This window comes from Acetobacter sp. AAB5 (genome assembly GCF_050106715.1).
GTDB classification, from domain to species: domain Bacteria; phylum Pseudomonadota; class Alphaproteobacteria; order Acetobacterales; family Acetobacteraceae; genus Acetobacter; species Acetobacter oryzifermentans.
The window spans coordinates 107323-130926 of the sequence record NZ_JBNIEW010000005.1; the positions used below are offsets into that span (position 1 = coordinate 107323).

The 23604-nt window shown below is 47.3% G+C and carries 20 protein-coding genes; 4 read left to right on the plus strand and 16 right to left on the minus strand.

Going from position 1 to position 23604, the window contains the following annotated elements; genetic code table 11:
• Window positions 1-121 precede the first annotated feature (121 nt).
• The 14 genes from ACP7IZ_RS07150 to ACP7IZ_RS07215 form a co-directional block, all read right to left on the minus strand.
• Entirely contained in the window at window positions 122-1102 is a 981-nt protein-coding gene (locus ACP7IZ_RS07150) for a FecR family protein (RefSeq protein WP_426848478.1), read from the minus strand.
• A gap of 134 nt (window positions 1103-1236) precedes the next feature.
• Window positions 1237-1743: an RNA polymerase sigma factor gene (locus tag ACP7IZ_RS07155; RefSeq protein ID WP_426848479.1), complete on the minus strand. Its 507-nt coding sequence runs from the start codon at window positions 1741-1743 to the stop codon at window positions 1237-1239.
• A gap of 174 nt (window positions 1744-1917) precedes the next feature.
• Complete coding sequence (locus ACP7IZ_RS07160; protein WP_426848480.1) at window positions 1918-2868, minus strand: aliphatic sulfonate ABC transporter substrate-binding protein; 951 nt, start codon at window positions 2866-2868, stop codon at window positions 1918-1920.
• 51 nt (window positions 2869-2919) lie between these two features.
• Entirely contained in the window at window positions 2920-3666 is a 747-nt protein-coding gene (locus ACP7IZ_RS07165) for an ABC transporter ATP-binding protein (RefSeq protein ID WP_426848481.1), read from the minus strand.
• On the minus strand, window positions 3663-4439 hold the full coding sequence (locus ACP7IZ_RS07170) for an ABC transporter permease (protein WP_426848482.1): 777 nt from the start codon (window positions 4437-4439) through the stop codon (window positions 3663-3665). The genes ACP7IZ_RS07165 and ACP7IZ_RS07170 overlap by 4 nt, the downstream gene beginning before the upstream one ends.
• Window positions 4440-4469: 30 nt before the next feature.
• A complete protein-coding gene (locus ACP7IZ_RS07175) occupies window positions 4470-5765 on the minus strand; it encodes a lipase family protein (protein WP_426848483.1) in 1296 nt (431 codons plus the stop codon).
• A gap of 19 nt (window positions 5766-5784) precedes the next feature.
• On the minus strand, window positions 5785-6729 hold the full coding sequence (tauD, locus tag ACP7IZ_RS07180; RefSeq protein WP_426848484.1) for a taurine dioxygenase: 945 nt from the start codon (window positions 6727-6729) through the stop codon (window positions 5785-5787).
• 232 nt (window positions 6730-6961) lie between these two features.
• Complete coding sequence (locus tag ACP7IZ_RS07185; RefSeq protein ID WP_426848485.1) at window positions 6962-9508, minus strand: TonB-dependent receptor; 2547 nt, start codon at window positions 9506-9508, stop codon at window positions 6962-6964.
• 433 nt (window positions 9509-9941) lie between these two features.
• A complete protein-coding gene (locus ACP7IZ_RS07190; RefSeq protein WP_426848486.1) occupies window positions 9942-10301 on the minus strand; it encodes a DUF3325 domain-containing protein in 360 nt (119 codons plus the stop codon).
• Window positions 10301-11854, minus strand: a complete 1554-nt coding sequence (locus tag ACP7IZ_RS07195) for a PepSY-associated TM helix domain-containing protein (RefSeq protein ID WP_426848487.1) — start codon at window positions 11852-11854, stop codon at window positions 10301-10303. The genes ACP7IZ_RS07190 and ACP7IZ_RS07195 overlap by 1 nt, the downstream gene beginning before the upstream one ends.
• A gap of 3 nt (window positions 11855-11857) precedes the next feature.
• Window positions 11858-12040, minus strand: coding sequence for a hypothetical protein (locus ACP7IZ_RS07200; protein WP_426848488.1), 183 nt, complete (start codon window positions 12038-12040; stop codon window positions 11858-11860).
• 101 nt (window positions 12041-12141) lie between these two features.
• Window positions 12142-14541 carry a TonB-dependent siderophore receptor gene (locus ACP7IZ_RS07205; RefSeq protein WP_426848489.1) on the minus strand — a complete coding sequence of 800 codons (2400 nt, stop codon included), beginning with the start codon at window positions 14539-14541 and terminating at the stop codon, window positions 12142-12144.
• A gap of 423 nt (window positions 14542-14964) precedes the next feature.
• Complete coding sequence (locus ACP7IZ_RS07210) at window positions 14965-15921, minus strand: FecR family protein (RefSeq protein WP_426848490.1); 957 nt, start codon at window positions 15919-15921, stop codon at window positions 14965-14967.
• A gap of 137 nt (window positions 15922-16058) precedes the next feature.
• Window positions 16059-16568 carry an RNA polymerase sigma factor gene (locus ACP7IZ_RS07215; protein WP_426848491.1) on the minus strand — a complete coding sequence of 170 codons (510 nt, stop codon included), beginning with the start codon at window positions 16566-16568 and terminating at the stop codon, window positions 16059-16061.
• Between the two features lie 339 nt (window positions 16569-16907).
• Here ACP7IZ_RS07215 and ACP7IZ_RS07220 point away from each other — a divergent pair, with 339 nt between their 5' ends.
• Window positions 16908-17864 carry an alpha/beta hydrolase gene (locus ACP7IZ_RS07220; protein WP_426848492.1) on the plus strand — a complete coding sequence of 319 codons (957 nt, stop codon included), beginning with the start codon at window positions 16908-16910 and terminating at the stop codon, window positions 17862-17864.
• A gap of 190 nt (window positions 17865-18054) precedes the next feature.
• On the opposite strand, the gene ACP7IZ_RS07225 is transcribed toward ACP7IZ_RS07220, so the two are convergent.
• The gene (locus ACP7IZ_RS07225) at window positions 18055-19419 is read right to left on the minus strand and encodes a D-serine ammonia-lyase (protein WP_426848493.1); all 1365 of its coding nucleotides are present in this window, start codon (window positions 19417-19419) and stop codon (window positions 18055-18057) included.
• Window positions 19420-19433: 14 nt separating this feature from the next.
• Between ACP7IZ_RS07225 and ACP7IZ_RS07230 the strand changes: the two genes are divergently transcribed.
• The 3 genes from ACP7IZ_RS07230 to ACP7IZ_RS07240 all read left to right on the plus strand — a co-directional run bounded on the left by ACP7IZ_RS07230 (window position 19434) and on the right by ACP7IZ_RS07240 (window position 21922).
• Complete coding sequence (locus tag ACP7IZ_RS07230) at window positions 19434-20459, plus strand: LysR substrate-binding domain-containing protein (RefSeq protein WP_426848494.1); 1026 nt, start codon at window positions 19434-19436, stop codon at window positions 20457-20459.
• An 83-nt stretch (window positions 20460-20542) separates the two neighbouring features.
• Window positions 20543-21286, plus strand: coding sequence for a hypothetical protein (locus ACP7IZ_RS07235; RefSeq protein WP_426848495.1), 744 nt, complete (start codon window positions 20543-20545; stop codon window positions 21284-21286).
• Window positions 21287-21328: 42 nt separating this feature from the next.
• Window positions 21329-21922 (plus strand): hypothetical protein, encoded by a 594-nt coding sequence (locus ACP7IZ_RS07240; protein WP_426848497.1) that lies wholly within the window; start codon window positions 21329-21331, stop codon window positions 21920-21922.
• 210 nt (window positions 21923-22132) lie between these two features.
• On the opposite strand, the gene ACP7IZ_RS07245 is transcribed toward ACP7IZ_RS07240, so the two are convergent.
• On the minus strand, window positions 22133-22570 hold the full coding sequence (locus tag ACP7IZ_RS07245) for a hypothetical protein (protein ID WP_426848498.1): 438 nt from the start codon (window positions 22568-22570) through the stop codon (window positions 22133-22135).
• Between the last annotated feature and the right edge of the window lie 1034 nt (window positions 22571-23604).

Sequence of the window (23604 nt, forward strand, 5' to 3'; positions counted from 1 at the left end):
TAAAGCACTCTCCTACATACCTAGCAAATGAAAATCATTCGCATATCATCCTGTAAAGAGAGAGAAATGGCGGCGTTGTTTTTTCAAAAATTTATGTCAGAAAATTTTCCTGAAACGGTTTTCATGGAGAAACAACAAGATTGGCCCACGGTGTAACAGGCACAATTTTCCCTTGGATAGGGCTAACAAGCAGGCGCAAGGCAGCATCCGGCTTGTGCAGATCGTAAACTCCGGTTACCCGCTTACTAAGCAACGCATGGTTCATAACCACAATCCGCTTCCCGCTCCACGGCCGAAGTGCTGTGATCATATCACCTACTCTATCGTTACGTGCGATCAGCACTCCTTCTTGCCATGCTCCCACAGCTTCAGGGGAGAGTGTTCCGCTTCCAATACCGGTGTTTGAAACCCTTACCCATTCTCCACCGTGAAGATCGTGCTCGTATGTCCGTGGTGTGGTGGGAGCTGAAACATGCACCACACCATCACGCACCTGCACTGTTGTTTCGTGATGCGCAATCTGGATATCAAAGGCGGTGCCGATGTCTTGCGCCCTCACCTTTCCGGCTTGCACGACGAAAGGACGGCTATTGTCATGGTGAACAGTAAAAAATGCCTCGCCTTGCATGAGGTTTATATGACGTTCCTGTGCAGAAATCCGGATCGAAATTGCCGAACGCGGCGCAAGCACAACATCACTTCCATCTGCAAGATGAAGTGTTCGGGTTGTGCCGGTTGGCGCATACTGATCTGCCAGTAACCGTGTTATCAAATCAGGAACCATCAGCAACAAGGCTGTGCAGCATGCAGCCGCAGCCACCCCACCGCCAGACAGTAGCCTCCACCGTTTTTGCAGAAAAAACACTAAAGCCTGAATACGTGCCTGAAACGCCATAGGCCTGACCGGATCAATCTGCCGATCAGGCGGGGCGGAACGGATAATATCCGAAATGGCAGATACCTGCTTCCATGCCATTGCATGCGCAGGCTTCTCACTCAGCCACTTTTCAAATTCGTGCCGCAATGCCTGATCGTCTGGCTCCTCGTTCAAAAGGAGAGACCAGTCGATAGCTTGTGCCTCAGCCTCCTGATTTTCATCCATGACTTAACAGGCGTCCTTTCACACTTAGGCGGTATCCATACAGCAACCAGTCAAACATTTGTGAGACGTATGCGTTATACTGAATAGATGTGTGAAAGCGGGGCTTTTTCATAAAAAACATGAAGAACACAACTCTACAGTTCTTCCTTACGTATTTGCATGCAGATTTTTACGCCATCGGCAATGAGTTTATGCACAAGAGCAACAGAAATATCGAGTTCTTGGGCTATTTCCCTAAGTTTCATGCCGTCAAAATGATACATCCTGATTGCTTTACGTTGCCTTTCCGGCATGGCGTCAATGGCATCCATTACGCGGCTCATGATCTGACGCGCAGCAACATCCCGTTCGGGAGACGCTGAAGTGACCTCGACATTGCCTATCGCCTGTTCAAACGGCGCATCTGTCGTGCTTTCAAACGTGCTCCGCCTCCGCCGATCAAACAGCAAATTACGGATAATTGTTTTAAGGTAGCTTAGGGGCGCCAATATTTCTGCATTATTCTGCCGGTGGAACAGAAGCCATGCATCATGCACCAGATCTTCGGCTATCCCTTTATCGCCACACAAGCGGCGCGCATATGATACCAGCGTATTTCTGTGTGTCGCATACAGCCTGTGCGATAGAGGGTCGGACTCCAACGTCGTTTCCTTCGGCTCGTCCTACCTTGCCTCGCCCATCACGAGTTAAGAACATTTCTCAACTATAGCGCAAAGTGTTTTGGGGGGCAATATGTGCCCCCTTCCCTATAATGCTCACCGCTGGCCCGCTGTTAAAAACACAACAGAAAACGCAAGTAGCTCTTATTTTGCCCATCAGATTTCAGGAGCAGCATCCTGCACATTCGGAACAGATGGTAACAGACCTGCTGCTGCAAAGGTATCAGCAATATGCTGCTGGCTTGCTATCACTGGGCGTGTCATTGGGTGATATCCATAATGTATTTTGGAAATGGAACGCGTTACCACATCCAATTCCAGCCCCGTGCTACGTGCCAGAATAGCGGCAACTTCTGCTTTATGAGATTCCATCCATATGTCACATTGCGCTATGGCATCTGTAATGGTATGCAAAAGCTCTGGATTTTTTTGATAAAATTCCTTTCCTGCAAGATAGAATTCCGTTCCGCCCTGAACATCATCCCCTGTCGCCAACACGCGTACCGGACTGCTGATGCCAGAGAGATATGGATCCCATATTGCCCATGCATCCACTTTACCACCTTCAAACGCAGGGCGTGCAGCAGCAGGCAATAAGTACGAAACTTTCACATCATTTAAGCTCAAACCATTGTTTTTAAGTGCAGCCAATAAAAGCCAATGGGCATCTGAACCACGCGTAACCGCAATGCTTTTACCTTTTAGATCCTTTATAGTGGTGATTGAGCTATCCTGAGGCACAATAATTGCTTCACTTGCTCCTGCGGGTGTTTCATGCCCGACATATACCATAGACCCCGGAGAACTGGCCTGAGCAAAAATAGGTGGGAGATCGCCCGCGCTCCCAAAATCCAAGGCACCTGCAATAAGAGCCTGTAAAAGAGGAGGCCCGGCAGGAAATAAGGCCCACTGCACAGAAATACCTTTTGGTTCTAGTGCTTTTTCTAAAAATTTTTGATCTTTGAGTAAGGCAAGAGTGCCGTATTTCTGATAACCAATACGCACAGTTTGCTGCTGCGCAAAAGCTCTGCTGCCAAGTGTGGAAGCAAGCGATATTGCTGCCAACTGAAATAAAGCGTTTTTTCCAAACTTACGTCGTGAAAGCATTGTTTGTTCCTTTTGTAATATTTTTGTAAATGACTACTTGTTTTACCTTGATCAGTCTGGTGTTACGCCCAAAGCGGATAATAAAATGCGCCTAAGATCTTCAAATACAGGGTTTGCATGCCGCCTGGGGCGTTCCAGTGGAACGGATATTTCCGTGTGGATACGACCAGATTCCAACACCACAACGCGATCTGCCAACATTAAGGCTTCATCCACATCATGCGTTACTAATAACACCGCACTTTTATGCTTTGCCCACAAGCGGGCCACCAGTTGCTGCATACGTATGCGCGTTAAAGCATCCAATGCGGCAAAAGGCTCATCCAGCATAAGAAAACTTGGATTACGGACCAATGCCCGCGCAAGAGCAGCTCGCTGCGCCTCGCCCCCGGAAAGAGTAAGTGGCCATGCCGCTGCACGATGAGAAAGCCCTACTTCTTGCAGCACTTGATGGGCATCTTCCTCACAAACAGCATTTTTGCCCACACCCAACAAAACATTTTGCCAAACACGTTTCCAGGGCAGCAAACGACTTTCCTGAAAAACAACAGCAACTTCTTTTGGACGCGTGACTGTACCTTCTGTTACCGCGTCCAACCCAGCCAATGTGCGCAATAAAGTAGATTTACCCGATCCACTGCGGCCAAGAAGTGCGATAAACTCTCCTGCCCTTATTTCCAAATCAAGATGATCTAGAATAACCGGACCTTTCCCGTATCTTCGGCTTAAACCACGTACCTGCACCACAGGTGCCATATTTTTTGTAGAAAGCGTTTGCGCCGGTGCCATAATGTTCATGATACTTCTCTATTCTTATCTAGAGACCAGATCAGAAAAAATCTTTCTATATAACGAACAATCTGATCAGACATCAGCCCCAGAAAACCATATACTGCCAGCCCGACAAGAATAACGTCTGTTCTTAAAAAATCCTCTGCGTCCATCATCATATGGCCAATCCCGCTTTCAGCATTGACTTGCTCTGCCACCACCAACATCAACCATGAAATGCCAACAGCAAACCGCAATCCCACTATAAAATCTGGCAGCGCACTTGGCAGAATAATGTCACGCACCACTTTTGAATGGGAAAGACCAAGCGTTTTACCCATTTCCAGTAGGCGTACATCCACACCGCGAATGCCTTTATGCAAATTAAGATAAATTGGAAAAGCAGCCCCAAACGCCACGAGAAGAATCTTGGGAGTTTCTCCAATACCAAACCAGAGGATAAACAAAGGTACAAGTGCTAGGGCTGGCAAAGTGCGAAAAATCTGCATAGGCCCATCAACAACCTCTTCCCCCATACGGGACAGGCCAGAAACCAGAGCAAGAACAACACCTATGATAACAGCCAAGGAAAGACCACTGGCTGCTCGCACTAAAGAAACCACGAGGTTTTTAGGTAAAGTTCCATCCCTTACAAGCGTTTCCGCTGTACGCACGACAGCAAGGGGCGAAGCCAGAACATGAGAAGAAATAAGCCCTGCCGAACAGACACCTTGCCATATGGCCACCAAGAGTATGAGAGAAAAGTAGCGTGAAAAATACCCTAGACCTTTGCGTAGCATTTTACGTATCCTGATCTTATTTCTTGTCTTTTACGAAGGGTTTATTTTTATTTGAGTAGAATGTGAGGAACATGAGGATGTAATTTTTTCACCTTTCAGAAGGTGATTGGCAAAGTGCATGGCATCTGAGCTAGAGGCTAACCACGCTTCAATATGTGCTTTATTTGGGTAAATGTGGTTTTCCACCACAGTACCAGCCGCACAGCTATCATGTACTAAAGCTTGCTGTGCCACCGGATTAACATCTTGATCCTTCAAGCCAGTGCCTACAAATAGTGGAGCTGATAATTTAAGATGTGAGTAAATATAATACGGCATCATAACCCCAAGAACACGCTGGGTTGCACCGGGAAGCAGAGTATTGGCATCTGTTAAGCTTGCCGCAGAAACCTTGGCTATCAGGTCATCCACGCAACTATTGGTTGCTTGTGCATAAATTGAGAGTGCATGCGGCGTAAAAAGACTTTCCGCCTTCAGGCTAGGGTCCAATTGTTGCGCTGTACGCGCCACATAGAAGATATATGCAATATTAGGATCTACGGTATTAGGCTGAGACGTGGAGTTACCCAAAGGCACATGGGGCGAAAAATATGGAAGCCCTGTTGCAATAGTACCTTTTACTTGCAACTCGGGCGCATATATTACGGCTTCTGCCCCGGCAGAAAATGCAGCCCCTCCTCCTTGAGATTGACCATCTATAATAATCTTGTTGTCGATCTGATAGTTTTTTCCAACAACAGCACGCGCTATATCTAACGTATTGTAGGCTTCCGTTGTATGGACAAGATAGTAATGGAACCCCGGAGTGCCCAAACCTGCATAATCACTGGATGCCACAGCAAAACCATTCTGCAACCACGTGGCAATATAACCCGGAAAATTCTTGCCCGTTGTGCCCCATGATGTTGCGCAGTGGTCCGCCAAACCAACAGTACCATGGGCCCAAAGCAAAAGTGGCCAACCCTGCTGGGGTGGTTTTCCTTTTGGCAGCCAAACTTGGCCAGAAACAGCAACTTTATGATGCGTTATGCTATCCGTTGAAATATACAGAATACGGTAGTGGTTTTTTGCATCAGGGAAACGATTATCTTCTTCCATTGGCTCTGTGCGTAGGATGGTACCTGGCGCGGCATTTAGTGGGCCTTGCCATACATAAAAACTGGAAACACCTCCATCACCCACACTCACACCCCGCTGTGGCAACAAAGGTTCTGCAGAAAGTGCATATGGTGCTGTTACAACATTTGCGCAAAACACCATTATGCCCGCAACATGCAGTGCTAAATATTTCTGCTTGTGTGTAGATTTCTTCATATACCAAGCCACAGCGCTCTAACCTTTTTTATTAGTGTTTTTGCTGTTGCGTAATGTCAGGGCCAAATGGACGATCACCCAAAATTGTCGCGCGATGCATGATACGGCGATGCGGACGATAATCATCCACAGCATAATGCTGTGTGGCGCGATTATCCCAAAAAGCAACATCCCCTTCCTGCCATGTCCAACGCACGCTAAACTCCGGCTTACTGAGGTGCTGGAATAGAAAACGCAGTAAAGCGGCGCTTTCTTCTATTTCCAGACCGCACACTTCCGTAGTGAAACCTTCATTTACAAAAATGGCCCGCTTATTGGTTTCCGGATGAATACGGATAACAGGGTGTTCTACCGGGGGCAGCTTCTCACGCGTGCGCAACCATTTTTCTTTCTCCGCTTCTGTCCGTCCAAAACGAGAAAGTGGAAAGGAATGTGTAAAGTCATGCAAGGCTGTCAGATGTTCCAGCCGCTGCTTCATTCCGTCTGAAAGAGCATCATACGCAGCAGTTGCACTCGCCCACAATGTGTCTCCCCCAGAAGGTGGAAGATGACGTGCTGCCAATACAGCACCCAGAGGTGGTGTCTGGCTAAATGTTACATCCGTATGCCACAGCGCATTATCCTTAAGATCATTTTGCTCTGTGTCCAAAACAATAATCTCAGGCGCTTCCGCAACGGTCGGATAAATAGGATGGAGATGTAGCGGGCCAAAATGTTGGGCAAAATCACGTTGCTCACGCGGTGTTATGCTCTGGTTTCTGAAGAACAGAACCTGATGCCTTAGCAGCAGTTCCCGCAATCTGTTTTCCACTTCAGACGTAAGCGGCTGAGCAAGGTTTACACCAGATACAATGGCACCAATGGCTGGCGAAAGCGGCGTTACGCTCATCTGCCCAACGTCGATACCCGGCTTTGTTCCATGAAGAATAGGAGAAGAAATACGGCTGATATCCAGATGATGAGAAGAAAGTGACACGGGAGCCTCCTGCATGACGTAAATTCCACCATTTTCACGCGTTGTTATTTTCGAGGTTATGCGTCATAATAAACTTAGTCAAACTGTATTATTGTTGAATCACGATTATTTTTTACACTTTTTATGATATTAAACTATTTTAATTAGTGATATTTGGTCGTGCATCGGCACATCAGTTCTAAAACATAAGGAAAATACGGGCTTACATGCCGCAAACCCGTATCTTTAAATATTACATCCTGTAAGTGAATTCCCCGCCAAACATGGCTGGATCACCGAGCTGACCATAAAAAACAGCTCCGGCGGATAGAGAGGTCATGGTTACAAAATACCGCTTATCCAGCATATTATGCCCCCAGAAACTCAAATCCCATTTGCCGGATTCTGGACGAATGCCAACATGAGCATCCAATATGCCGTATGGCTTGATACGTGTGTATCGAGATTCAGAAGGTTCTGCATAATATTGTGACCGATATCTATAATCTGCCCCAACATAAAACAGTAACTTGCTCCAGAATGGGTTCTTTGTACCACCAATATTCTTGATTGGTACAGTATATTCCAAACCTGTTGACAGATTCCATTTGGAATTTAACGGAACTTGGTTGCCTGTCAGGCTGTACAATCCACCAATGTTGGATGATTCCAAGGGATGTGTTGCATTATTAAAAGAAGCATAGAAGGCATCTGTATAGGAAGCTGAAATTCTTCCTTCCAAGCCAGGAATAATCACACCGCGTGCATCCAACTCAAAACCACGAGATATAACGTGCTTGGCATTTGTTAGATAAGAAATAGTTGTGCCACCAGATGTATAGTAAGATGCACTTGTAATATAATTATGCACATTATTCCAAAATGCTGTTGCATTTACAAAAAGGCGCTTGTGCAAAAATGTGTTTTTTAGCCCAAACTCAAACATATCATTTATTTCTGGTTTAACGTCTGGGTTTGCGCCTTCTGTAATATCCAAGTTTACCAGATTAATGCCGCCATTACGTACACCACGACTATACGTGGCATAAAGCATGTGGTTTTCATTTAAACGATAAACGACACTCAAGCTCCCACTCGGCTCATGTTCACGATGCGTAGCATGATAAGACACAGGCGCACCAAACACATCAGCCGCCATAGCCGGAATGGCAGAATTAACAATGCGAGATGAATATCCGCCTGATTTACTTACAAAGGAGTATCTAAAGCCCCCTTCTACTTCCAGTTTGGAAGTGATTTTGTATTTTCCACGCACATATCCCGCAACCTCGTTTGTAACAGGGTTATCATGTGCAAGTTGGCTTGCCCCGTTTAAGGCGGCGTTATAAATTTCCGGGCTATAGCCGTAACCAAGGTATTTGGCCCCCTGCGCTGTTATCGTATTGTGGATGTAATCTGGCACCTCCTCATACATATAAAACACGCCGCCAGTTACTTGGTAACGACGGTTTTCCGGAGAAGAAATGCGCAGTTCTTCCGTAGCATTCTGCTCATAAACCTGATTATTGTCTGCAGACCAAAGCTGTAAGCCTGGCGTATTTCCCGCACCATCAGAAAGAGCATTATGTGGATACCAAAACCAGTTACGCCATGAAGCTATATTTTCAAGCTTCCACTGATTAGGAAGTTGGTAACCAACATTCAAGGAAACACCATATGTTTCCTGATCTACGGCCTGGCTGCCACTTGCAGGGCCGCTAACCAACATATCCCGCACACCATGTTTGGGCACGGGCTCAGCCCCAGCATATGCTGCGCGATCCCAGTAATTTCCAGAAATAGCCTCTCCATTAGAATAGTTGCTTAAAGTAGTTGTCATGGGGGTGATGCAGCAACTTTCCCGCAGATGCGTGTAATCACCAATAAGGCGAATTGTAAGCCCTTCTGTAGGTTTGGCCAACAGTTGAGCTTTTGCACCCAAAGTATGATAGTCTTGGTAATACTTGTTGGTTGTAACGTTTTTAACATATCCATCACGGTTCATGGAAAAACCTGACAGGCTATAAGCAACCTTATCACTATTTCCTACTGCACCAGTGGCACGCACACGAACATTAGCTGTATTGTAGCTGCCATAATCACCCGTTACTGTGTATTGTCGTTTAAAAGATGGCGCCAATGTTGTTATATTTATGGTTCCGCTATCATTATCTATGCCACCGCGCGTAGCCTGTGGCCCTTTAAGCACTTCTATTCCTGCTAGATCACTAATATCCCCCAGCACTGCACCGGGGCGTGTTTGATAGACCCCATCAATATACACTGCAGCACCATTTTCCAGTCCATCTTGTGCGGTAGAGCTGAAATTACCTAATCCACGAATATTTATGGCGGTATTACGTGGATTAGACACTTGCAATGAAACAGATGGCAAAAGGCTTGTAGCCTGCGGCAGATTGGTAATCTGGTGTGTTTGCAAGTCTTTTTCTGTAACTGTTGTAACAGATACAGGATCGTTCTGCCGTTTCAAAATTTGTTTTCGACTTGTACTGATAGCACCATGCACACTCACTGCTTCTGAATGCACAGATTCTATAGCGCTAACTGCGGCAGGTTTACGGGCATGCACCGCGCCTTGCTGCTTAGCTGCATGTGGCGTGCGATGTTTACCGCCTGTTACATTCTGAGTTTCTGCATTTGTACGTGCAGATGCCGTTTTTTCCAACCAGCATGAAGCCAAAATAAGCACGGCAGAACAAAACAGAAAACGGCGTGTAAGAAGATCAAACGATGATCTATCTGCCGCAGACACCAAGGCCTGATTTCTGAATGCACTCATAAATGGCTCCAAAATAACTATTTTGTTTAGTTGTTATATTAACCAACAATATAACCGACACATTGTATTTTTTTAGTCAATACGATTCGTATGATATTTTAATATAAATTACTAAATAAAATAGTTATTTATGGGCGCATTCCGGTAGCTGTTGGGCTGATTGCTGGTGGCAAAACTCACCCCAAAGGTAAAAGCCATTCCTATGAGCAACGACATAGCAACTTTTATATGAGGTAGAGACTTAACCCGAACCTTTGTACATGCATGTCAGAGCGGGTATGATTGGCGTAAATATTCCCATGCCTATGGCGCTCCATACGAAAAGAGCCTCTGTTAGGAAACCACCATATGCATGAGCCAGAAGGTATTCTGCTCTGGTGCAGAGTTTATTATACCTAGACATGGACGAAATAAAAAAGAAGCGCGCTCTTAATTATTTTGAAATCTGGTTTTCTGTTCTCTCGAAAAGAGAATGTGGGTTCGACAATAATTTCGCCAATGGCCTTAAAATACCGGGCCACCAACCCAAGACAAATGCAACATTACAAGCTGCAAACGATACCAAGCCAACCCACAGCAGAAAGCCAAATCCACCGCCTTCGTTTCTAACTGCAATGACCAGTGTAAGAACCAGAAGAACCCCTGCGCCGCCCCGAATTTGTGCCTTACGACGATGAGAGCGTAGTTCTGGCACACCAGTTGCACGGCGATGTTGGAATTGCGTGAGCGCCAGCAGAGCAAAAGCCACGAACAGCACGAGTTCGAGAGCAAAAGAAAACAGAAACGCCGCCATCAAACCGTCTCCACCACAGGGGTGCGTGTTAAGAGCGTTTTTTTTCGTAACTGCCGAGATAGAATAACTGCCATCAGCAAAGCCAGCGTGGCGCCAGCCAGTAGCACTGCATCCATCCCACCCACAGGCCATAGGTATGAATGAGACAATGTGCGTAACAAGTGATCACCTGTTGTGATCCAATTTAATATAGCGGCTGAAAGCGCCAGAAAACCGATAGCAGCACACTGTATGATCCACACACGCTGCGGCCAGACCAAGCCATGAATACATGCCCCCAGCCAGACGCTATAGAAAACACAAACTTCAAGCGATGCACGCTCTAACCCGAAAACATGTGTACCCAATGGCAACAAGCGATTGGCAACAAAAAATGCCAACGTTGCAAGGATAATCCCGGTGATAGACCCCGCCGCTATGCCTTCTACTAAACGGAAACCAACCTGCTCACCTTGCCGCTTTCGCCTTGCCTCCAACCAGAACAGAAAACCGGTTCCAATCAGCACGCAACTCCCCAACCCAAGCAGGAAGTAAATCCACCGTAACACCCAATGACGAAACTCAATAAGATGCACACCACTCAGAAAGCGCTGCACCCGCATAACAGGATTTAAGCGTGGTGCTCGGGAAAGAAATTTACCGGTTGAGCCTTCAAACGCTATGACATCTCTATCAATAACCACCTGATTTTCATTGCCCCGAAAAAAAGCAATACGGCTCGTCGTCATACCGGGGTTTGTGACAACAACCAGATGAGGCTGCTCTTCGCCCCATAGCGCGCGGGTATGCTTAGCTGCTTCATCTAGTGAAGCAACTGGTGCACCAGGTTTTCCGTGTTTTACAGATAGAAATGAAAGACCATTTGAATCAAAAAAGTAAGCACGCGCATTTGGGTAAACTGCATTCACTGCAGTTGGAAAATAGGTTCCACCTAAAATAACCAATCCGGAAAATGCCAGAATGATATGAAAGGGCAGCCCGAGCACGCCCGAAACATTGTGAAGATCCAGCAACATACGCCGTGGTTTGGCACGCGGCCGGAACGTAAAAAAATCTACAAATATCTTGCGATGGATAATTACGCCGGTAACGCATAGGGCAAGCATGGCCATAGTGGCCACCCCTACCACCCATTCCCCCACGTTCATGAGGCCAAGATTAAGTGTATAGTGGAATGGAAAAATAAATTCGGTTGCACCTAACGTTCCTGCATCCGGCAGTTCATGGCCTGTTATTGGATCAATGTCAGCACTGATAGTTTTTTGTCTGGTGCCATAATGTGTATGAATAACTGCATCTCGGTCATTCGGCAGAGTCACGTTCCAAAACGCAGCTTTTGCGGAAATTGCTTTATTGAGGGATGGACGAAAACTCTCAAGTGGCAATGTGCTGGTAGCCGGAGCCAGACGTGTCGTCGGCTTCATCCAGAGATCAATCTCACTATCAAAAACCGACAGTGTTCCCATCCAGAAGATTGCGAAAAGAATACTCCCCAGCACTACGCCTGCCCAAGTGTGTAGCCACCCCATGGAACGACGGAAATCTTGCTTCATCACTTATCCTCCATGCCCGATGAAGGAAGTCAGCCCATAACTGGCCGCGATAAGCACAGAAAACACCGCAATTGGCCGCCACAATGCCGTTGCCGCAAAAACCCACAGCCCAAGGCAGAGGTACAACACAAAAACCAGCATGATCCCTAATGTAACAGCATCCACCCGCGGAACACCTGAACTCACGAGGAGGAGGCAAAAAATTGCCATCGCCGAGGATGAAGCAAAATACCCTCCTCCAACCGCAAGAAGAACCCGTGCCGCCACGTCAAGCCGAGACCTGAACATCAGAAATCAGCCATCACGGCAAAGCGGAATGTTCTTGGTGTGCTCAGAGAAAGGTAGTTATACCCGCCAGAATTCCAATAACGCGCATTTGTTACGTTATCCACATTAAGAAGGAAGGAAAGTTTTCCGTCTTTTGATGCGGGGTTTTTCATTGCATAACGCGCACCCATATCCAGCCTTACCCAGCCCGGTATGCTTCTGCGGTTCGCTCCATTTTCGATATATTCCGAATGCGTGTACATAATATCGGCTGTAGCTGAAAGACCCTTTACAAACGGAAGATCGTAATCCAGCCCCATATTAAAATTGACAGGCGATGCGTTGGCGGCGCGTTGGCCGTTATTGGTGCCACCTTGAGTATGTGTAAGAATGGGGTCTAGAAGCATCACCCCACCTGTGGCACGCAACCCATGTGTGATTTCTCCGGCAATATTCAGTTCCAGCCCACGATTGCACTGGTTACCATTAACCGACATTGTATTGGTGTTGATATCTGTAACCGTACTTGGTTGAGATATCTGAAAAACATCAAATGTTAGAAGAAACTTTTTTAAATCTGCTTTAACGCCAACTTCGTACTGGGTTGATTTATAGGGTGCAAAAATTTCTCCCGAATTGGCATAATTTGAGGCAACAGTTGTGCCCTGCTGAAGGCCCTGAATCCAGTTGCCATAAATTGAGACATTTTTAAGAGGCTTAAAGACCGCCAGAACCGAAGGGCTGATTGCCGTTCTGTCATAAACGCCGGTTTTTGTTCCAACGTGATCCGAACCTGTATTGGCACTTTGAACGCGCTGTACCCGCAAGCCTGCCGTGACCTGAATACGCTTATTCAACGCAGAAATTGTGTCAACAAACGCAAGGCTAGACAATGTTGAGTAGCTTGTTTGCCCTGCACTGCTAGGAACAGATATCTGGTTACCTGATGAAAACGCACCTGCTCCATTGTAAATATTAAGATTATACGCGGGAAGCCCCGTATTAACCCCAAATGCGCGCCCAAAATCAAGATGAAGCCGGTTTGCAGAAAAAGCCACTTCCTGCGTAATAGGGCCGCTATCAATTTTGCCGCGCACGCCAACTTCTGCTGTCAGATAACGTCCATGCTGTGCAACCCCTACCGGGGTCGCGCCGCGTGAATTACCGGCAGCATCATTCACAACAATCTGCTGAAAATATGCGCCTCTCAAATCGTAATCATGCACACCAACGCTGCCATAAGCCGTGAAATTTCGGAAAAGATCGACTTCTCCACGAAAAACACCAAAAAGATCCTGACCATGTATGTAAGTGCCGGGCAGATTGAAGTTGCGTTTTGCCCGCCCTGCATCCGGAACAGGAATGCCTGATGCAAGCTGGAAAAATGGCAAAACACCTTCAATATCGCGGTATTGATATCCAAAATCTGTTGAAAGCCGCACATGGTGCAGGCGTAAATCAACCCCTGCCCCAACCAGAGCCGTTTTCATGTCATTATAAGGAATTGCTGTTGGGCCAGAACGGATCATACCGTTAACACGAACACCAAGCTGTTTTTCCTTACCAAAACGCCGACCAACATCAGCATGGCCACCAAACTGTGCGTTGGAGGTATAATCTGCTTCAATTTTGGAAAGAGGCGTATCCTTTGCGCGCTTCGGCACAATATTAACAACACCGCCAATCGCACCGCCGGGTGACATACCGTTAAGCAACGCAGCCGGGCCACGAAGAACCTCAACCCGCTCAGCCAATTCGGATGTAATGCCCCCAAAAGGCATCATGCCATACAAACCGCCGTAGGAAATATCGACATTATCTATATTAAAACCACGTATCTGTAGCCGCTCTACCCCTGCTGTTCCCGTTGCAAAGCCTGCTCTAACAGATGGATCATCCTTTAATGCATCACGAATACTTCTTATCTGGCGCTTTTCAATAAAATCTTCGGTGTAGCTTGTCTGATTAAACGGCGTGTCCATCACATCCCGGTTGCCCAACATACCGAGTTGACCACCGCGCGCGATTTCACCCCCGGGGAGAGTTGGGGGCAGATTGCCAATTATAGCAGTAGCGGGAACCATATCTCGCACCTCCCCCGCAACACGCACTGGCCCCAGTATGATTGCGGTAGAAGCAGGAACAATTTTGTAAGCGTGCGCCCCGCTTTGCAAATACGTTAGCCCGGTTCCTTGCAAAAGACGTGCAAGTGCTTCAGATGGTGCGAAACGCCCTTGCAATCCGCCTGTTGTTTTGCCCGCAAGCATTGGGGCTTGCGATGTAAGGGGAGCATGCGCCTGCGTGCTGAAAGCAACAAGCGCATCTGAAAGAGGACCAGCTGCAATATTGAATGTTGTTGTGGGCAGAGTGGAAGAAACACCTGTTCCGGTAGCTGCGGTAACAGAAGGATTTGTAGCCACAGTTTGTGCACAGGCTATCGGGGTTAAAGCTGTAAAGGTAGCGAGAGACAGAAACGCTACGGTTGCTCGTCTGCCATATGAAAAAGCAGTATATTTGGACGTAAAAGTAGGCAAGACGCGCTGATAATCTGTTTTCAAAAATGGTTTTTTTGAAAAGTGTTTTCCCGGAATACTGGATGCTACAGCTCTTCGTGCAGAGAATAGAGGCTGAATGTTTATATGGGCTCTCATCGTCGCAGTATTTTCCATCCTATCCGGCTGTCCTGTTATTATAATGCGATTCATTCGCATTATTGGCTTTCAACTAGATAGATATTTCTGCGGCGTGATTTTTCCCTCTTTCGAAAAGTTTTTAAGGTGAAGCTAAAAGAAAATTATGTAACATTTTGATAATGTTGTGTTTTTTTGAAAATATTTTTTACCCTAGCGAGAGCTGATAATATCAACCCATGACATCAGTGATGATACTTTGCCACCATAAGCATCTACAATAAGGCGCAATGATGCTTCAGGTTGGTTGAGATCATATGTTCCCGTAACGCGCTTGTTCGATAATTTGTAATCGGCCAAGATAATCCGGGTTGCTGTCCATGGACGCAAAGCATCAATCAAGTCTGCAATTGTCTCATTACGGGCAATTAATATGCCTGCGCTCCAGGCTCCAATACTTGCTACAGGTGTTTTACCTGTGCTGGCAGTGCCATCAGTTATTTGTTCCCAGTCCCCTGCGTAAAGATCCCGCTCTACCAATTTGGAGTGGCGTGATGTCACATGCACAGCCCCTTCCCTTACGCCAACCGTTGTATTGTTGTTATCCATCCTGATATCAAAAGTCGTGCCGATATCCGTTACGGTGATATCTCCAGTTGTAACGTGGAAAGGCCGCGCTAACTCGTGATGGACTTTGAACAATGCCTCCCCTTGGATCAAATGAACCCGCCGCTCGGAAGTATTCATTGTAATCGAAATGGCTGCACGCGGCGCGAGAATGATCTCGCTTCCATCGGCCAGATGGATATTGCGTGTCTGGCCGATGGGCGCGTAATGATCCGCCCTGAACCGCATGAGCATATCGGGCGTAATAAAGGTTAACGCAGCAAAGGCTGCCGCAAGTGCCATCCCACACCCCGCCATAAGCTGTCTGGGGGCGGAAAAGCGCATATGTTTGCGCAAAGCAGGTTTACAAGGCACGGAAGAAGATGAAGGCACTGCCGCCATTACGGACGCAGTTATGTTCATATCTGCCCATGCTTGTGCATGCGCGGGATTACTTACGAGCCATTCTTCAAACTGACACTTCAGATTTTCATCATCTGGATCTTCTCGCAAGAAAAGATACCAACTGGCTGCGGCTTGGGCTGGGGTTTTTCGTTCTGTCATGCTGAACAAAGCCTCCCAGAACGCATGATAACAGCTTTTCTGATCTCACGCATGGAAGCAGAGTCAAAACGCCCTCTATATCTTACAGATGCGTAATAGAACCTTTTTTTCCATCGGCTTGGATATCTCACGCGACACTACTGCCCTTCTTTACGGACACGGTCGCAAATCACCATACCATCTTCAATGAGGCCATGGACACGTGTCAGGGAAAGGCCCAGATGAGCAGCAATTTCCCGCAGTTTCATACCTTCGAAATGATACATGTGGATCGCCTGTCGCTGGCGCGGGTCGGGCATGGCGGCAATTGCGTCCACAATGCGTTTCATTGCTTCGCGGGAAGCCACATTTTCTTCCGGCGATACCTGCCCGTCTATAATTGCGGCTGTTGCAGTCTCAAAATCCGTACCAAGGGTGCCTTCCCGCCCCAACCTGCGCATTCTGGTAATAACCAGGTTGCGCACCATTGTTCGGAGATAATTCAGTGGCGCAGCAATCATCTCCACTTGCTGGCGGCTAAACAATAGCCAGACATCCTGAACAATATCTTCAGCGACTGTATGGTCTCCCGAAAGACGTGCCGCATAAGACAAAAGGCTGGCCCTATAGGTCTGATAGAGTTCCAATGATGTGCGTTTCGAATTCAACGCAAGGCCCCTCCAGAGGCTTCAATCTTTGCCTATCAGATTTAGAATTGAGATTGTTTCTCAGTTTCATTGCCATAAACCATTCTGTTGCGCAACCATCGGGCGAATAGCAAAGTCAGAATTATCCCCCGAACAAAAGGAATGTCAGTTGCAACATCTACGCCTAAAAAGTGCGGTTCCATACTCATCGGGATTTTGTATGCAATGCCCGCTTTAGGAAGCTAACTGTTCGTCATCACAGCATCCTTTAAAAACACTTTTTGTTCAATCAGTTGTACGTGATGCCCCCATCTGGGCAATGCCATCTATCGTGAGGACAAACAACGCGGAGAAATCTTCATGCCTCAAAATTCTGTTGCTCCAGAATTCAGAGAAGCCCTGAAAGTTCTGCCATCCTTTGATGGCCTTTCGGATCAGAACCTCGCCGCAACCCGCAAGGCGTTTATCGCGGCCATTCGCAATGTACCGGTCACCGAACATCCAGACGTCACGATTGAAGAACATCATGTACCTGGTCCTCCTGGTGCCCCGGATGTTCCGGTCGTGATTTACAGGCCCACGGGCGCACATCCGAATGCACCTGCGTTAGTCTATATTCATAGTGGCGGCATCGTCAGCGGCACGCCGGAAGTAGATGATGCGCGATGCAAGCAGCTAGTAAGCGAACTGGGGCTGGTTATCTTCTCCGTTGATTACCGTCTGGCACCTGAGGCACCATACCCAGCAGCAATAGAGGACTGTTATGCCGTTCTAAAGTGGGTTCATGAGCAGTCCACGCATCTGGAAATTGATCGTAATCGCCTTGTCATCGGTGGGGACAGCGCTGGTGGTGGTCTGACTGCTTGCCTTGCCCTGTTGGCGCGAGACCGGGCAGAAGTGAAAGTTCTTTTCCAGTTACTTATCTATCCCATGCTGGATGATAGAACCGGAACAACTGTCATGCCCTCTCCGGAAATGGGCCAGTATATATGGACCCGTTCCGCTAATCACTACGCATGGAATGCTTATCTCGGCAAAGCACCCGGAAGTGCAGGCATTTCCGAATATGCAGCGGCGTTTCGCGCGGCAGATCTGGCGGGGTTGCCGCCTGCTTATATCGGGGTCGGATCGCTGGATCTGTTTCTAGACGAAGATCTTGAATATGCACGCCGTTTGATGGCAGCGGGTGTGGCAACAGAAGTCTGTGTCATTCCGGGTGCTTATCATGTGTTCGACGTGTTTATTCCCGATGCACCATTAAGTATACGGTTCAGACAATCCTATTTTTCCGCTCTAAAACGCGCACTTTCCTGCTAGAAACTTATTTTTCTGTTTTGCAAAAGAAGGTGCGTGTCTCACTCTTTCTGTCAGTCCAGTTGATGTGCAGGCAATACGGAGCCATACCGCTGGCGCTCATCACTGGACTTTCCATGGTCGCGTTGCGCACCTTTAAAACCGAAGCTGGTCATGACCTGTGCAGCAGGCATGGATAACGCATAGCCCGGAACTAAACCGTGGTGCGTCCATAGCCGACCAGACTGAAGGGGGCGTGACGCATCTCATTTTCTTCTAACGACCTTATCTTCATCTCAGCCGTATTCCTGTAATGAATGCGCTGAAGTTTCGGAACAAGAGAACCCCCCGTTGCCCAGACAACATGTGTCGCGTGATCTGGAACGATCTGATGTTTCTTCAGATATCCCTGCCCTGCTTCGGTTTCATTAAGCCACATTGGCCCGCGCAGCCCGGCCGCAGCAGATGGCTCCAGTAAAAATCCCAGATATTTTTCTACAAAAGCCATATTTTCATATAATTCGTCATCGGAAACAGTAAATACGCCAGCCAGCATTTTCTGAATGTGGCGTGCAACCAATAACGATGCCTGCCCAACGGCAAGTCCATCGGCTTCCGTTTTGTTATCCAGTCCGATTTCCGCAACGGAAACTGGCTCCATTTGCCCAGAACACAACTGGAGCAGCATGGAAGGTGATGCAACGGGTTCGGCAAAAAAGCAGTGTACATTTGGGCCAAAAATCGCTTTCAGCCCGACCGTAATACCCCCAGGTGCACCGCCTACCCCGCAAGGTAGATAAACCAGCAACGGCGTCTGGCTATCCACCTTGCGACCGACCGCATGCAATTGCCTTTTCAGTTCCAGCGCTGCGGTTGCATAGCCGTAAAACAAAAGGGCAGATGCTTCATCGTCAACAAAGTAGTCGGAATCTTTCATAAGCGAACGTGCTGTAGCAACCGCAGTGGAATAGTCCCCCTGATGTTCAATAACAGCCACGCCCCGCGCCAGAAGGCGATCTTTTTTCCATTTCTTGGCATCGGCAGACATATGGACTTCCGATTTAAACCCCAGAGCAGCCGACAAGGTACCAATTGCAAGTCCCAGATTTCCTGTGCTGCCTACAAGGATTTTATGCGCGGAAAAGAGTTCTCTGGCCGCCTCTCCTGCCAGACAACGCCTGTCAGAGGTTGGATTTATGATGCCATGATCAAGCGCGAGTTTTTCCGCATAGGCAAGAACCTCGTGAAAGCCACCCCGCGCCTTAATCGAACCTGCGACTGGAAGCAGATCATCACGCTTGATGAACCACGCACCCGGTGCGGTTACAGGCGAACATGCGGCCAGTTTCCCCGCATCGGTCAAGGGTGACTCAATTCGCCCCTCTGTCGGACCCAACTCATTAAAGAGTGCTGCCAGAAGCGGTTCACACCGCTTGAAGCGTGCACCAGCATCGGCAATGCCAGCTAATGTAGGCTCATCAGGGCGGCAATCAGAAAGCAGTTGCTCATTAAGCCAGAGACAACGCTTTTTCGTGCGCAAAAAATCTATAATCTGGCTATAATCTTCGCTATTCGTCATTTCATGCGGCCTGAATGATGCTGTTCTGGCGACAATATGTAGCGCGCCGTGGCATTACGTGGAAACGATATATTCTAATTGATGCATTAGTGGAGCTAATGGATATGCCCCTGCCCTCAACATCCGTTCTGGGAGCGCTTCGCAGCTTTCATGTTGTCGCAACGAAGCTATCTTTTACCAAAGCTGCCGCCGATCTGTGCGTCACCCAAGGTGCGGTTAGTCAACAGATCAGGCTGCTTGAACAACACCTTGGGCTCAAATTGTTCGTACGCTCCGCGCGCACCCTTACATTAACGGGCAAGGGAGAGGCGCTGCACAAAGTCATGGCACGTATGTTCTCGGATACCGAGGCTATTCTTGAAGAACTACAGACCCCCGATGCGCCTTTGCAGATAAGTTGTTCGCCTTCGTTTGCCTTGCATTGGCTGATGCCCCGTCTTGCAGATTTTAACGCACAGTATCCCCATGTCCCGGTTCGGCTTATTGCGGAGTTTCAGGAACTGAATTGCGAGGAGCTTGCACGAGGCCGTATTGATATCGCCATTCGTTACGATCCTAAAAAATACAATGATGTAGCAGCGGAAGACCTGCTTGATGAGTTTATTATTCCTGTATCAACACCATCATTTGTAGAAAAAGAACAACCACTGGAACTAAAAAACATCCACCTTCTGCACGATAACGAACCGTGGACAGGTGCCCCTGAATATTGTGAATGGAATGACTGGATAAGAGAAAGTACGGACGATTACGAATGCACGATTGGCGGATCACAGTTTAACCTGTCCAGTCTCGCGCTCGGATCTGCCCTGAAAAATCAGGGCGTTGCGATGGGTAGAATGGCCTTGGTGTATGACGACATTCTTTCTGGCAGGCTTGTTTTTCCATTTGGAAGAGCGATACCAGCTAAAGCGCGTTATGTCCTGATCTGCCGTGCTGCTGCAGACAGGAGAGTAAGTGTTTTTACGCATTGGTTAAGAACTGAATGTGCCCATTTTCAGCAACAGCGAGACAAGATGTTGAAATCCCTGAACCTGTAACGGTTTATGCTGATCAGGGCTTGATTATGCCACTCTTGCCTTGAACGCGAGGGGCTGTAACCATAGGATTTAGGAGTGCTTCTATGCGTATAAAGAAAATGATGATTGCCGCGCTGCTTCTTGTCGCCGTTGCAAATGGTCCGTCACATTTCGCATACGCAGAAAACACCCATCAATTGGATGATTATAGTGGTCAGGTGGGAAGTGCCCCTATCGCAATGACACTTGTTTTTTCAGGAGATAAAATTGCAGAGAGGGCCCACTATTATTACCGGAAATATTTGCAAGATATTCCATTAACCGGGACAAAAGGGAGGGAATTACGGCTGACCGAACCCGGAGGAGGCCTTTTCGTGCTGCATTATATTGATAGTAACAACAAAGTTGTGACTGCGGAACAGAGTATAGGGCTAGCAGGAACCTGGAGCAGCAACAATCAAGTCGAGCCTGTCAAACTGTTTGCTGAAGGTAGTGGGATCTACGTGGTTGGGCATCGGTATGCCGAGATCACTCACAAAACTGATGACCAGTTTGAAGTGCCTATCAAGGGGTTTTATAATGCAGTTCTTGCCAGAAAACCCGCCGTAGCTACTCAGTTTGTTTCTTTTCCTTTACGGGTCAATACAACCGCCGGGAAATATATAATGGTTCATAATTCTGATGAATTAAAGCAAAAATGGGACCATATTTTTTCTCCTCAGTGGTTGAAAGCTCTTGCCGCATCTTCACCTCATGATCTGCCTGTAATTCAAAAAATGGCCATGATCGGCGCAGGACTTGCCTTTTTTAACGAAAAAGGGTTGGCCGTCGTCAACACAACCCCTTGAAAAATACCTTATAAAACAGAAGGGATAGGGAGAAAGCTGATCATGGCCCCACATCTGTTGACCTCTCCCGACATCTTCCAGCATGTCCGTATGATCATGGGCATGGTAGTCGGCTTAAGTGTGACACGGCTTCTGACAGGTCTTGTTCGTATTATTCAACATCCCAACCAGACACGCATTTATCCAGTGCACATTGGCTGGGTTCTGACGCTACTTTTGATGCTCATGCATTTTTGGTGGTGGGAATTATGGCTGATTGAACTCCCCATATGGACATTCGAAACCTATTTATTCCTTATTCTTTACGCAATTATACTATTTTTTCTTAGTGCATTCTTGTTCCCTGAATCGATCAGCGATTACACCGGATACGAAGATTTCTTCATCTCTAGACGAAAATGGTTTTTTTCCTTTTTTGCCCTGACTGTCATTTTTGATTTGATTGATACTCTCATCAAAGGGCCTGCGCATTACGCATTGTTTTCCATAGAATATTGGTTTCGTGTCCCAGTTTATCTTATTTTATGTGGCATTGCGATTATCTCGACCAACCGACGCTTCCATATGGCGTTCGTCTGTACGGGATTATTTTATGAAATATCATGGATCATCCGACATTTTGAAACACTCTATTGAAATTAGATTTGTGTAAAAAGTTCAATTTCTTTCAATTAAAAATCCTGAAGGAGCGACTGTATTATTTCACAGGGTATGTGTACAGAAACAAGTAAAACTCTTACAATATATATATGATAATAATCCGAGAACATGCCTTATGATACTTCTTTATAGCAATATTATCATTGAAGATTATAGTAAGCATCTTCACCCATTCAGATGGGATCATCACCTGCGATGACGCTGCTTCGGTTGGCACGATAGAAGGGTGACACCAGCCGTATCTTCAAAATCGTCCGGATGCGCCGTGAGAGGCATGGACACGACATCGTCGCTCCGACGATGGTCGGCATAAACGAACGTCAAATAGTAAGACCGGTCGTCGTTCGAAGGATCACCATCAAACATTCTGTTCCATTCCAGCAGATCACGCCGAAGTGGCGATCCGACGCCGTCGCTTCGGGTCCAGACCGCCGACACACAGGTTGAAACACGCTCAACGCGCACGATCAACCGCCCATTGAGAAACGCTTTTCCATCGAGCTCCTCGTTGAACATCGTATTGCCGTAGTAAGACTGTTCCTCCAAAGACTCCGGCTTGGTGCCCGCGTGTGCGGTGCCACCGATACAGACAGCGCAAATCAGGCTTAGGATAGCGCGGATCATTAATATCGTCCTTCCAGTAGAAGCATGGCCTCGTCGTGCCGTCTCTTGACCAAACCGTTCATGACCTTGCCTTTCGAGCGCACCTGCTTCTCGATTATTCTGACGGCCTTGTGTTTGTTGCCGCTGTTGATAGCAGCACGGACACCCGGCCAACCTCTTTACTGGATTGTAGACGAACGAGACGAGGGCGTCGAACTCGCTTTGTGTCAGGTAGACATGGGTGCCCCAACGCACGATCGCCTTATAGCTCGGGAAAGTAACCTGTAGAAGGTGTTTCTGTTTTCCTTGTATTTTTAGGCCTCATAGAGGGAACAGCCATCAAATACCTGACGAACAACTGTATAAGTTTTTCTGCCATAGGCATCACGGGAACAGTGGTTCAGTGGATTTACCCGGACCTTCACATTTGGCAAAGGCTTTCAGAACCGTCTCTCCGATAACCCTGTCCGAGGCATCTATCGAAACAGAAAAAACGCGGCCCTCATTTCGGTTTTTGGGCCACGCCGAATGTGCGCCACCACGAGAGCTTTTTGTGCTTAACAATTCGATATCTTTCGTCAAGTCAAAGCTCCATGATGCAGCTACAAGGTCAAATTTTTTCCATAGGCGTAAAACTCTCACTAGTCTGAAGTGCCAGGCGAACATGCTGTCCGATCCACTCGGGGGTGACGTCTCTTGGTGCATGAATGACATGACCTCTCCGGGAAAAATAAATCCCATACCACACCTCTTCGGACTCTATGGAAATCCATTTATCCGTTCGAATAATGCTACAACTTTTATCTCTTATCACTGCCATGATCAGCTCACCGTATCAATCTGGATTGAAATTGACTTTCCTGTTTATTTGGGAATGATGTCGTTGGCTCTGTGATAGGCACGGCAGAGGGCCTTCCACTCTTTCTGAAAAGTTGGACTCATTTTGTCTGGATCAGTGAGATAGGGCAGACCCAGATCATCACTTTGCCCCCCTCAGATATCCAGCGCATTCCGCCGTGTTTATAAGATTGACTCCAGTTTTGGCCATTCACGAT

Excerpts from the sequence above, each read along its gene's own strand:
- ACP7IZ_RS07190 (WP_426848486.1), bottom strand. The coding sequence starts at position 10,301 with ATGGCGGCGTTTCTGTTTTCTTTTGCTCTCGAACTCGTGCTGTTCGTG.
- ACP7IZ_RS07235 (WP_426848495.1), top strand. The coding sequence starts at position 20,543 with ATGCGTATAAAGAAAATGATGATTGCCGCGCTGCTTCTTGTCGCCGTT.
- ACP7IZ_RS07245 (WP_426848498.1), bottom strand. The coding sequence starts at position 22,570 with ATGATCCGCGCTATCCTAAGCCTGATTTGCGCTGTCTGTATCGGTGGC.
- ACP7IZ_RS07225 (WP_426848493.1), bottom strand. The coding sequence starts at position 19,419 with ATGACGAATAGCGAAGATTATAGCCAGATTATAGATTTTTTGCGCACG.
- ACP7IZ_RS07185 (WP_426848485.1), bottom strand. The coding sequence starts at position 9,508 with ATGAGTGCATTCAGAAATCAGGCCTTGGTGTCTGCGGCAGATAGATCA.
- ACP7IZ_RS07195 (WP_426848487.1), bottom strand. The coding sequence starts at position 11,854 with ATGAAGCAAGATTTCCGTCGTTCCATGGGGTGGCTACACACTTGGGCA.
- ACP7IZ_RS07165 (WP_426848481.1), bottom strand. The coding sequence starts at position 3,666 with ATGAACATTATGGCACCGGCGCAAACGCTTTCTACAAAAAATATGGCA.
- ACP7IZ_RS07230 (WP_426848494.1), top strand. The coding sequence starts at position 19,434 with ATGATGCTGTTCTGGCGACAATATGTAGCGCGCCGTGGCATTACGTGG.
- ACP7IZ_RS07150 (WP_426848478.1), bottom strand. The coding sequence starts at position 1,102 with ATGGATGAAAATCAGGAGGCTGAGGCACAAGCTATCGACTGGTCTCTC.
- ACP7IZ_RS07170 (WP_426848482.1), bottom strand. The coding sequence starts at position 4,439 with ATGCTACGCAAAGGTCTAGGGTATTTTTCACGCTACTTTTCTCTCATA.
- ACP7IZ_RS07240 (WP_426848497.1), top strand. The coding sequence starts at position 21,329 with ATGGCCCCACATCTGTTGACCTCTCCCGACATCTTCCAGCATGTCCGT.
- ACP7IZ_RS07210 (WP_426848490.1), bottom strand. The coding sequence starts at position 15,921 with ATGACAGAACGAAAAACCCCAGCCCAAGCCGCAGCCAGTTGGTATCTT.
- ACP7IZ_RS07220 (WP_426848492.1), top strand. The coding sequence starts at position 16,908 with ATGCCTCAAAATTCTGTTGCTCCAGAATTCAGAGAAGCCCTGAAAGTT.
- ACP7IZ_RS07160 (WP_426848480.1), bottom strand. The coding sequence starts at position 2,868 with ATGCTTTCACGACGTAAGTTTGGAAAAAACGCTTTATTTCAGTTGGCA.